This is a genomic window from Pseudomonas lactucae, from assembly GCF_016937615.1.
GTDB classification, from domain to species: domain Bacteria; phylum Pseudomonadota; class Gammaproteobacteria; order Pseudomonadales; family Pseudomonadaceae; genus Aquipseudomonas; species Aquipseudomonas lactucae.
Map to the genome: position 1 here is coordinate 1 of NZ_JAFHKI010000110.1, position 11,013 is coordinate 11,013.

Consider the following 11,013-nt stretch of genomic DNA (forward strand, 5'->3'; position numbering starts at 1 on the left):
ATCGGGGGCAAGCCCCCCTCCCACATGACACAGTCCGGCCATAAATGTGTATCAGGCTTGCGTCAGCGTTTTTACCGCACGTTCGAAGCGATCCAGGCCTTCCTTGATGTCCGCGTCTTCCACCACCAGGCTCGGCGCGAAACGCACCACGTCCGGGCCGGCTTGCAGGATCATCAGGTTTTCTTTTTCGGCCGCGTTGAACACGTCCTTGGCCTTGCCTTTGAACGCATCGCTCAGCACGCAACCGATCAACAGCCCCATGCCACGCACTTCGGTGAAGATGCCGTACTGTTTGCCGATCTGTTCCAGGCGCGCCTTGAACTGCTCGTGCTTGGCTTTTACACCAGCCAACACTTCGGGGGTATTGATCACATCAATCACGGCTTCAGCCACCGCGCACGCCAGCGGGTTGCCGCCGTAGGTGGTGCCGTGGGTGCCCACCACCAGGTGCTTGGCCAACACTTCGGTCGTCAGCATGGCGGCGATCGGGAAACCACCGCCCAGGCTCTTGGCGCTGGTGAGGATGTCCGGCGTCACGCCGTAATGCTGGTAGGCAAACAGATGGCCGCTGCGGCCCATGCCGGTCTGCACTTCGTCGAATACCAGCAGCGCGTCGTTGGCGTCGCACAGCTCGCGGGCACCTTGCAGGTAGGCCAGTTCGGCCGGCAGGACACCGCCCTCGCCCTGGATCGGCTCCAGCACGACCGCACAGGTCTTGTCCGACACGGCGGCTTTGAGCGCAGCCAGATCGTTATACGGCACGTGGGTAATGCCGGTGATTTTCGGGCCGAAACCGTCGGAATATTTGGACTGGCCACCGACGTTGACGGTGAACAGGGTGCGGCCGTGGAAGCTGTTCAGCGCAGCGATGATCTCGTACTTCTCGGTGCCGAAACGGTCGAACGCCACGCGACGGGCCAGCTTGAACGCGGCCTCGTTGGCCTCGGCGCCGGAGTTGCAGAAGAACACGCGCTCGGCAAAGGTGGCGTCGATCAGCTTATGGGCCAGGCGCAGGGCCGGCTCATTGGTGAAGACGTTGGAGACGTGCCAGAGCTTGTTGGCCTGTTCGGTCAGTGCACCGACCAGCGCCGGGTGGGCGTGGCCCAACACGTTGACCGCGATGCCGCCGGCAAAGTCGATCAGCTCGCGACCCGCCTGGTCCCACACGCGGGACCTGCGCCACGCACAGGAATGAACGCGGCAGGGGCGTAGTTGGGAACCATGACCTGGTCGAAATCGGCACGTTGCACCGGGGCTTGCTCAACGGACATCGGAGTCTCCTGAAGAGGAACGCCTGCCTGGAACTGGCGGGCGATGCAGGGATTGTAAGGACAGTTTTCAGCGCGGCCTTGCCGCCAAGCGACAACTTCTTATAGCGCAAACCCAGGTTTTACACGGGTTTACGCCAATGCGACATATAGCATCGCAATGGCGCAGTTTAAACGGATGACAGGGATTTGCGGCAGCGCCGTAGGAATTTTGCGCTATCGCGACAGCAACGCACGCATGCAAATTCTCAGCCGCGCTCGGACGGCACCGAGGACAGTTCAAACGGGCTGCTGCTGCGCCGCTGGTTGCGGTCTTCACGCGGGGTGGCGCCGAAGAAGTTGCGGTAGGCGCTGGAAAAGTGCGGCCCCGAGGAAAAGCCGCATGACAAACCGATCTGGATGATCGACTTGCTGGTTTGCATGAGCATCTGGCGCGCCTTGTTCAGGCGCAGTTCCAGGTAGTACTGGCTGGGGACGCGGTTGAGGTACTGCTTGAAGATCCTTTCAAGCTGTCGTCGCGACACGCACACGTGCTGGGCGATTTCGTCGGTGGTCAGCGGCTCTTCGATATTCGCCTCCATCAACAGCACCGCCTGGGTCAGCTTCGGATGGCTGGAACCCAGGCGATTTTGCAGCGGGATGCGCTGACGCTCGCCGCCTTCGCGGATGCGCTCCACCACCAGCTCCTCCGACACCGCGCCGGCCAGTTCGGCGCCGTGATCACGGGCGAGTACCGCCAGCAGCAAGTCGAGCACCGACATGCCGCCGCAGGCGGTCAAACGATCACGGTCCCAGTCGAACAGGTGGCTGGTAGCGATGACCTTGGGGAAGCGCTCGGCAAAATCGTCCTGCCAGCGCCAGTGCACGGCGGCGCGGTAGCCATCGAGCAGACCGAGCTGGGCCAGCGGGTACACACCCGCCGACAAACCGCCGATCACACAACCGGCGCGCACCAGTTGCTTGAGGGCAGAGCTCAGTTGCGAGGCGATCACGGTCGGCGGTTCGTCCGCCAGCAGGAACAGCTTCTGGAACCCTTCCAGCTTGCCGGCCCAAGGCTCGCCCGGCAGTTGCCAGGCGCCATCGGTGGCCGGCTCGGCGAGCAAAAACGACAACTCGTAGATCACCTCCGGATGCACCCGCTGAGCAACGCGCAAGGCCTCCTCAGCCAGCGCAAGCGTGAGTGCTTTTGTGCTGGGCCAAATCAGGAAACCAATTTTATGGGCGGTCATGGAGGGCTATCCGAAGCGAGTAACGGTAATGAAGACAAAGGCCAATGCTAGCCGGTAAACCAGCACAAATCTCAAAAACGATGAAGATCCAAATGTGGGAGCGGGGCCTGCCCCCTCCCACATAAAGCAGCGCCAACAGGAAAGGGCTATTTCAAGCTGCCGGAGAGGAACTGCTGCAACCGCTCGGATTGGGGATTGACCAGCACTTCCCTCGGGTTGCCGCGCTCTTCAACAATGCCTTTGTGCAGGAACACCAACTGGTTGGACACTTCACGGGCAAAGCCCATTTCGTGGGTCACCACCACCATGGTGCGGCCTTCCTGGGCCAGGTCCTGCATCACCTTGAGCACCTCACCGACCAGTTCCGGGTCGAGCGCCGAGGTGGGTTCATCGAACAGCATCACCTCCGGTTCCATCGCCAGGGCACGGGCGATCGCCACGCGCTGTTGCTCGCCGCCGGACATGTGGCCAGGGAACGCATCCTTACGATGGCCCACGCCGACCTTGGCCAGGTAGTGCTCGGCCTTTTCGCGGGCTTCTTTCTTGGACACGCCCAGCACGTGCACGGGGGCTTCCATCACGTTTTCCAGCGCGGTCATGTGCGACCACAGGTTGAAATGCTGGAACACCATGGACAGGCGCGAGCGCATGCGCTGCAGCTGTTTAGGATCGGCGGCCTTCAGCGCGCCGTCTTTGTTGGCGACCAGTTTCAGCTCTTCGTTGTTGAGCAGAATCTTGCCGGCGTGAGGTTGCTCCAGCAGGTTGATGCAGCGCAAAAAGGTACTTTTGCCCGAACCGCTGGAACCGATGATGCTGATCACATCACCGGCCGCGGCGGCCAGGGACACGCCTTTGAGCACTTCATGACTGCCATAGCGTTTATGCAGGTCTTGGACTTCAAGCTTGTACATGCGGTCGGTTCTCACAAAAACAGGTGGTCAGTCGTTGAGCAAGCGCCCGTGTCGCAGCGCGTCGCGCCCCGCCACCTTGGCCAGCCAAAAACCCGCTTGGGCATAACGTAGCCGTTCAACGGCAAACAACACCCCCGAGGTGCCCGCGCACAGAATGCTCACGCGGTCTTCCAGGGGGTCAATCACTTCAAAAATCGCTTCGCCCTTCTCAACCCAGTCGCCGGCTTTACGCAGGTAGCTGATCACCCCGGCGTGAGGCGCGAACAGCAACTCGGTGCCTTCGAACGGCAGGCCTTCGCACGGCTCAAACCGCGGCGCCGGCCATTCGCCCTTGATCAGGCCCTGCTCGGCGAGGAACGCGAGGATGCCCTCGGCGTGGAAGATCGCTTCATCGCGGCCGGTGTCGGCCTGGCCGCCCAATTCGAGGGTCGTGGCCAGGCACGCCAGCGGGATTTGCGCCTCGGGGAACCTGCGCGACAGCCGCAACCACGGCAGCGAGCACGCTTCATCAAACGAACTGCCGCCGGAGTCTTCCGCCAGCAGGCCGACCTTCACATTCAAATGCGCCGACAGCGAACGCCATTGCGGCCAGTGCTGAGGCAATGCGTACATGTGCAGTGCGGCTTCGGCGTCACAGTGCAGGTCAAGCACCACGTCGGCGGTGCAGGCGTGGCTCAGCAGGATGCGTTGCATACCTTGCAACTGGCTGCTCGGCGCGGCAGCGCGGTGAGCGCGTCGCTCATGGCCTGGCGAATCATGCGCACATTGGCGTGGGCATCATCGCCCAGCTTGCCGTCCAGCAGCGCCGCGACCGGTTCGCTCAACTCGACGAAATCGCGGTTGAAATTCTTGCCGCTGCCCACCTCGAAACGCCCCTGGTGGCTGCCTTGCAGCAACTGACCCAAGCCCATCGGGTTAGCCACCGGCACCAGCTCGATCACGCCGTTGAGCGCGCCTTGCTGTTCCAGCTCGGTGAGGCGTTTTTTCAGCTCCCAGGCGGCGCGCATGCCGGGCAGTTCATCGGCGTGCAGGCTGGCCTGGATATAGGCCTTGCGCTCGCCGCTGCCAAAGCGAAACACACTCAGCTGGCGTTCGCAGCCCAGGTGACCCCAGGGCAACAGGTGATCGATACGTTCCATCTCAATGCTTCCGTGGAGCCAGGTAGCTCAGCCAGCGGCGCTCGGCCAACTTGAACAGGCGCACCAGGATAAAGGTCAGGCACAGGTAAAACGCACCGGCGGTGATGTAGGCCTCGAACGGCAGATAGAACTGCGCGTTCACCGTGCGCGCCGCACCAGTGATGTCGATCAGGGTAACGATGGAGGCCAGGCTGGTGGTCTGCAGCATCATGATCACTTCGTTGCTGTATTGCGGCAGCGCGCGGCGCAGGGCCGACGGCAGCAGGATGCGGCGGTACAGCTTGTAACGCGACATGCCCATGGCCTTGGCCGCTTCGATCTCGCCATTGGGCGTGGCCTTGAGGCTGCCGGCGATGATCTCGGCGGTGTAGGCGCTGGTGTTGATCGCAAAGGCCAGGCACGCACAGAACGTGGCGCTGGACAGCAGCGGCCACAGGAAGCTTTCACGCACCGCTTCGAACTGCGCCAGGCCGTAGTAGATCAAAAACAGCTGCACCAGCATCGGCGTGCCGCGGATCACGTAGGTGTAGAGCCACGCCGCGCCATTGACGATCGGCTGCTTGGACACGCGCATCAAGCCCAGGGGCAAGGCGGCGAGCAGGCCGAAGAACAGCGAGATGGCGAGCAGTTTCAGGGTGGTCAGCAGGCCGTCGAGGTACAGCGGCATGGACGCCCAGATGACGTTGTAGTCGAAGATCATAGATCAGCCGCCCTTACGCCTACCGAGTAGCGCTTCTCAAGATGACGCAACGCCAGCAACGACACGCTGGTGATCACCAGGTACATCGCCGCCACTGCGAGGAAGAAGGTAAAAGGCTCGCGGGTGGCGTCTGCCGCCTGCTTGGCCTTGAACATCATGTCTTGCAGGCCCACCACCGAAATCAGCGCGGTGGCCTTGGTCAGTACCAGCCAGTTGTTGGTGAAACCAGGGATCGCCAGCCGAATCATCTGCGGCACCATCACCCGGAAAAACACCTGGAAACCGCTCATGCCATACGCCAGGCCCGCTTCGGCCTGGCCCTTGGGAATGGCCATGAAGGCGCCGCGGAAGGTTTCCGACAGGTAGGCGCCAAAGATGAAACCCAGGGTGCCGATACCGGCGGCCAAGGGGTTCAAATCGATATAGTCGTCGTAGCCGAGCATCGGCGCGACGCGGTTGAGCAGGTCCTGACCACCGTAGAAAATCAACAGGATCAGCACCAGGTCGGGGATCCCGCGGATCACCGTGGAGTACAAGTCACCCAGCCAGGCCAGCCAGCGCACCGGCGACAGGCGTAACGCGACCCCGATCAGACCCAGAACAATGGCCAAGGCCATGGACGACAAGGCGAGCTGAAGCGTCAACCATGCGCCATCGAGGATGACGGCCCCGTAGCCTTTCAACATGATTCAGGTCCTCGAAAAGGGGGATGAAAAAATGGCGCAAACTTCAGAGTGTTCTGTTGCTTGCGCCATTTTGCACAGACAGCTGCGACGATTTACTTGGCGTCAGCGCCGTAAATATCGAAGTCGAAGTACTTGTCCTGGATTTTCTTGTACTCGCCGTTGGCACGGATCGCGGCGATAGCGGCGTTGATGCGGTCCAGGTTTTCCTTGTCGCCCTTGCGTACCGCGATGCCGATGCCGTCACCGAAGTATTTGGCGTCGGTGAACGACGGGCCTACAAACGCGTAGCCTTTGCCTGCGTCGGTTTTCAGGAAACCGTCCTGCAGCAGCGTGGCGTCGGCCACGGTGCCGTCGAGGCGACCGGCTTCCACGTCCAGGTAGATTTCGTTCTGGGTGCTGTAAGGAACGACGGTAGCGCCCTTCGGAGCCAGCACTTCCTTGGCGAAACGGTCATGGATCGAACCGCGTTGCACGCCGATCTTCTTGCCCTTCAATTCATCCAGGCTGTCGCTGACGGTGGTGCCTTCCTTCATCACCAGGCGCGCCGGGCTCAGGTAGTAACGGTTGGTGAAGTCGACGGACTTCTTGCGGTCTTCCGTGATGGACATCGAGGACAGGATCGCGTCGATCTTGCGTACTTTCAACGCAGGGATCAGGCCGTCGAATTCCTGCTCGACCCAGGTGCACTTCACGTCCATCTGCTTGCACAGGGCGTTGCCGATGTCGTAGTCAAAACCGACGATGCTGCCATCCGGCGCCTTGGAGGCAAACGGAGGGTAAGCCGCCTCGATACCAATTTTCAGAGGCTTGCCTTCAGCAAAGACCTGCATGGACAGCACGGACAGCGCCAGGGCGCCCAACAGCACGAGTTTCTTCATCTTGGGACTCCATCGGTATAGGGCAAAACAGCAGTATGAGCCATGGCCCACGATGCGGCGAAGGTGAAACCGAATAGCGGTGCTGCGTCCTACGCCAGTTCAACACTGGAGACGACGAGCGAGTGATCGGCATTCTAACGACAGGCCGGAAGCCGATATTTCCTCAATGCGACAACAATTTACAGAAGCACCGAGAAAGCAGTTCCAGCTCATTGACAGCCTCTGAGATTTATGCAGAGACAAAAGACAGTAAACCTGTAGACACTGCAAATTGCGGGCCTATTATTCGCAAAGCCTTCTGGCACGGCAAGTGTGGCGTTTAATCTTATTTCAGGGGATGTCTAAAAAGCGGTTTCCAGGGGTGTGAGCGTAGCCCTTTGCCTCATATTTGGGCGACGGGTTACACATTTGCGCCGCTCGGTAACATTCAGAAACCTCCTGCGTGATAAACCGATATTTATTGGACTGCGGGAGATCCAATCCGGTCAGCCCACCTTCGATTTCCGCCATGCAATGCGGTCAACCTGTGGGAGGGGGCAAGCCCACACATGGGATCCTCAGTGGTTTTGAGAGATCATAAAAAAGCCCCACCCGGCTCACACCGAATGGGGCTTTGTCCCACCTACCCCGCCTTACGCGACGTTCATGGTCTTGTGCGTTTCAATCAAATGCGCCACCACACCCGGGTCGGCCAAGGTGGAGATATCCCCCAACCCGTCATACTCAGCCGTAGCAATCTTGCGCAGAATCCGCCGCATGATCTTGCCCGAACGCGTCTTCGGCAAGCCCGGCGCCCACTGGATCACATCCGGCGAAGCAATCGGCCCGATCTCCTTGCGCACCCAGTTCTTCAGCTCCAGACGCAGCGCCTCGTTCGGCTCTTCACCATTTTTGAGAGTGACATACACATAGATGCCCTGGCCCTTGATGTCGTGCGGTACACCCACCACCGCCGCTTCGGCGACTTTCGGGTGGGCAACCATGGCGCTTTCGATCTCGGCGGTGCCCATGCGGTGGCCGGACACGTTCAACACGTCATCCACACGGCCCGTGATCCAGTAGTAACCGTCCTCGTCACGACGCGCACCGTCGCCGGTGAAGTACATGCCACGGAAGGTCTTGAAGTAGGTGTCGACGAAACGGTCATGGTCGCCATACAGCGTACGCGCCTGGCCCGGCCACGAATCGAGGATCACCAGGTTGCCTTCGGCGGCGCCTTCGATCAGGTTGCCCAGGTTGTCCACCAACGCCGGCACCACGCCAAAGAACGGCCGCGCCGCCGAACCCGGCTTGAGCGCATGGGCGCCCGGCAGCGGGCTCATCATGTTGCCGCCGGTTTCGGTTTGCCACCAGGTGTCGACAATCGGGCAACGGGATTGGCCGACATTCTTGTAGTACCAGTCCCACGCCTCGGGGTTAATCGGCTCACCCACCGAACCCAGCAGGCGCAGGCTGCTGCCATCCACGCCTTCGCAAGCGGCAGTGCCCGACGCCATCATCGCGCGGATCGCGGTCGGCGCGGTGTAGAGGATGTTGACCTTGTGCTTGTCGACGATCTTGCCCACCCGGGTGATGTCCGGGTAGTTCGGCACGCCTTCGAACAGCAGCGTGGTCGCGCCATTGGCCAGCGGGCCGTAGACGATATAGGTGTGGCCGGTGACCCAACCGACGTCGGCGGTGCACCAGTAGATTTCGCCCGGACGGTAGTCAAACACACGCTCGTGGGTCAGGGCCGCATACAACAGGTAGCCGCCGGTGGTGTGCTGCACGCCTTTGGGCTTGCCGGTGGAGCCAGAGGTATAGAGGATGAACAGCGCTTCTTCGGCGCCCATCTCTTTGGGCGCACACACGGTGCCCGCCACTTTCATCAGGTCTTCGTACCAGATGTCGCGATGCTGGTTCCACTTGATCGCGCCATTGGTGCGCTTGCACACGATGACTTTCTGGATGCTGCTGGTTTCCGGGTTGGTCAGGGCGTCGTCGACGTTGGCCTTGAGCGGAATCTTCTTACCGGCGCGAACACCTTCGTCGGCGGTGATCACCACCTTCGACTTACAGTCAATGATGCGACCGGCCAGGGCCTCCGGCGAGAAACCGCCGAATACCACCGAGTGGATCGCACCGATGCGGGCACACGCCAGCATGGCAACCACGGCTTCGGGGATCATTGGCATATAGATAGTCACCACGTCGCCGCGATGCACATCCTGGCCACGCAGGGCGTTGGCGAACTTGCAGACTTCTTCGTGCAGCTCGCGGTAGGTGATGGTGCGGCTTTGGGCAGGGTCATCGCCCTCCCAGATGATCGCTGCCTGGTCGCCACGCTCGGCGAGGTGACGGTCCAGGCAGTTGTAGGAAACGTTCAGGGTGCCATCGGCGAACCACTTGATGTCGACATGGTGGTCATCGAAAGACGTCTGCTTGACCGCGGTGAAAGGCTTGACCCAGTCAAGGCGCTTGGCTTGCTCACGCCAGAAACCGTCGGGGTTGACCACCGACTGCTGGTACATGGCCTTGTAGGTCGCCTCATCGGTCAGCGTGTTGGCTGCTACTTCGGGGCGAACGGGGTACAGGGAAGCCGCACTCATCTTTCTTACCTCGGTGACAATCGTTGTTTTTGTATGGCCCTGTTGTAGCCGGGGCTGGCCTATAGAACCATTCGACGATGGTAGTAACAAGCCCCTACAAATTACCCCGACATCCTCCTTTGCCCCTCTGGCCCGCGCCTGCGGCGCTTTGCCAATGTGTGAAAAAACCTTTACCACAGGATTGTTACAAAAACCGCCAAAAGTGTTTATCAAAACCACGGGTATATGAATATAACCCGCACGCCTAAAATCGATTCCGCCAACCGGCACTGAGATTAACAACGCAACAGCCCCCACGAAGGCAACGTTAATCCGAACTTCCCAACTTTTAAGTTACGCACGCGGCCTCATAAGGGCCCCGTGACCCCTTTCGCCCTGAAGAAGGTCAATAGAGAAATGAAAGCGTTAGTAGTGATGGCCCTGAGCAGCCTGTGTGCAACCGCCGCCCTGGCCGACGAAGCCCCCACCGAACTGGCCGGCCAGAATGCGCCGATTGTTGAGGATTACACCTACAGCACCCATCTGGACGTCGCCAAAGTTATATCCATGAGCAATGTTCCGAATGTCTGTGAAGTTGTACCGGTGAAGATGGAATATGAAGATTCCCAAGGCCAGCGCCATGTTCTCAATTATCACGTGATGGGCGATGGTTGCTCTAACGGATAAACAGTTTTCAAGCTGGAAGCTTATTCGCCGCAAGAAATCGTTCTTGCGGCAAAGGCCCGACTCCCGACACACCACGATCAAACTGTGGGAGGGGGCTTGCTCCCGATAACGTCAGCCGCCACACCCACCTTAGTAAAGCCCTACCTGCGCCCCTGCCCTCCCCCTACAAAAAACCTCTCACCGCCCGTCAAAAAAATCCAATCCCAGCAAAGCCTTGCAAACACACGCTTTGACCGAAAACCACGCTATTTTGGTGTCCCCACGTGACCATCCGCCACAACACAAATCCGAATTTTTCCCTATAATGCGCGGGTAAATCGGGCCTGCAATATCCCTTTACACAGGGACGAAGCGCCGGACCTGAGGCCTGCGCGCGAGCTTGCACCTACCGCTGCGCCCCTCAAGCCTCATGCAGGACCCGCTACGCCATTTCCGTTTATTTGCCTGCGCGAGCTGCTGCAACAAACGATTCCTTAAGATCCACCGCGGCCCTGGGCCGTGTGAACACCCAACCATCCGGTTTCACACGGGCACCTTTGAGCCCTCACGCAGGAGACGACACGTCATGCTGAGCTGGGACGAATTCGACAAAGAAGAAGAAGGCGAAGTAACCGCCAAAGGCGCCAACGCCGGCCACGCCAGCGAAGCCAACATGGACCGCCTCGACGGTGCCGGCGCCGCTGCCGCCATCGAAGCCCGCGCCGTCACCGCCAGTGATTCGGCCGCCATCGTGCGCGCCAAGGCCGCCCTCGACAAACTCGACGTCGCCGAAGGCCTCGCCGAACTCGAAGGCGCCTCCGCCCGCGTCGCCGTCGACGAAAAACGCATGATCAACTGCCGCGCCGACCTCAACCAACTCGTGCCCTTCAAATACGACTGGGCCTGGCAGAAGTACCTCGACGGCTGCGCCAACCACTGGATGCCGCAAGAGGTCAACATGACCGCCGA

The 11,013-nt window shown here is 60.4% G+C and carries 7 protein-coding genes and 3 pseudogenes; 2 read left to right on the forward strand and 8 right to left on the reverse strand.

Translation table 11 applies throughout. From position 1 onward, the window contains the following. Positions 1-51: 51 nt before the first annotated feature. The 8 genes and pseudogenes from JWR98_RS19985 to acs form a co-directional block, all read right to left on the reverse strand. Positions 52-1,271: pseudogene (locus JWR98_RS19985) on the reverse strand (aspartate aminotransferase family protein). A gap of 245 nt (positions 1,272-1,516) precedes the next feature. Then, on the reverse strand, positions 1,517-2,497 hold the full coding sequence (gene argR, locus JWR98_RS19990; protein ID WP_003175658.1) for a transcriptional regulator ArgR: 981 nt from the start codon (positions 2,495-2,497) through the stop codon (positions 1,517-1,519). 146 nt (positions 2,498-2,643) lie between these two features. After that, the gene (locus JWR98_RS19995) at positions 2,644-3,408 is read right to left on the reverse strand and encodes an ABC transporter ATP-binding protein (RefSeq protein ID WP_003175659.1); all 765 of its coding nucleotides are present in this window, start codon (positions 3,406-3,408) and stop codon (positions 2,644-2,646) included. A 27-nt stretch (positions 3,409-3,435) separates the two neighbouring features. Continuing rightward, a pseudogene (locus JWR98_RS20000) lies at positions 3,436-4,547 on the reverse strand (succinylglutamate desuccinylase/aspartoacylase family protein). Between the two features lies 1 nt (position 4,548). Next, complete coding sequence (locus JWR98_RS20005) at positions 4,549-5,247, reverse strand: ABC transporter permease (protein ID WP_078734377.1); 699 nt, start codon at positions 5,245-5,247, stop codon at positions 4,549-4,551. Continuing rightward, on the reverse strand, positions 5,244-5,933 hold the full coding sequence (locus tag JWR98_RS20010; protein WP_003175662.1) for an ABC transporter permease: 690 nt from the start codon (positions 5,931-5,933) through the stop codon (positions 5,244-5,246). Before JWR98_RS20010 ends, JWR98_RS20005 begins: the two co-directional genes overlap by 4 nt. Before the next feature lie 92 nt (positions 5,934-6,025). Next, positions 6,026-6,811, reverse strand: a complete 786-nt coding sequence (locus JWR98_RS20015; RefSeq protein WP_003175663.1) for an ABC transporter substrate-binding protein — start codon at positions 6,809-6,811, stop codon at positions 6,026-6,028. A gap of 632 nt (positions 6,812-7,443) precedes the next feature. Beyond that, positions 7,444-9,399 (reverse strand): acetate--CoA ligase, encoded by a 1,956-nt coding sequence (gene acs, locus JWR98_RS20020; RefSeq protein ID WP_078734378.1) that lies wholly within the window; start codon positions 9,397-9,399, stop codon positions 7,444-7,446. Positions 9,400-9,795: 396 nt separating this feature from the next. On the opposite strand from acs, the gene JWR98_RS20025 reads away from it, so the two are divergent. Both JWR98_RS20025 and JWR98_RS20030 read left to right on the forward strand, forming a co-directional pair. Then, positions 9,796-10,065: a DUF2790 domain-containing protein gene (locus JWR98_RS20025; RefSeq protein WP_078734379.1), complete on the forward strand. Its 270-nt coding sequence runs from the start codon at positions 9,796-9,798 to the stop codon at positions 10,063-10,065. A 565-nt stretch (positions 10,066-10,630) separates the two neighbouring features. Further along, positions 10,631-11,013: pseudogene (locus JWR98_RS20030) on the forward strand (ribonucleotide-diphosphate reductase subunit beta); the annotation flags it as partial.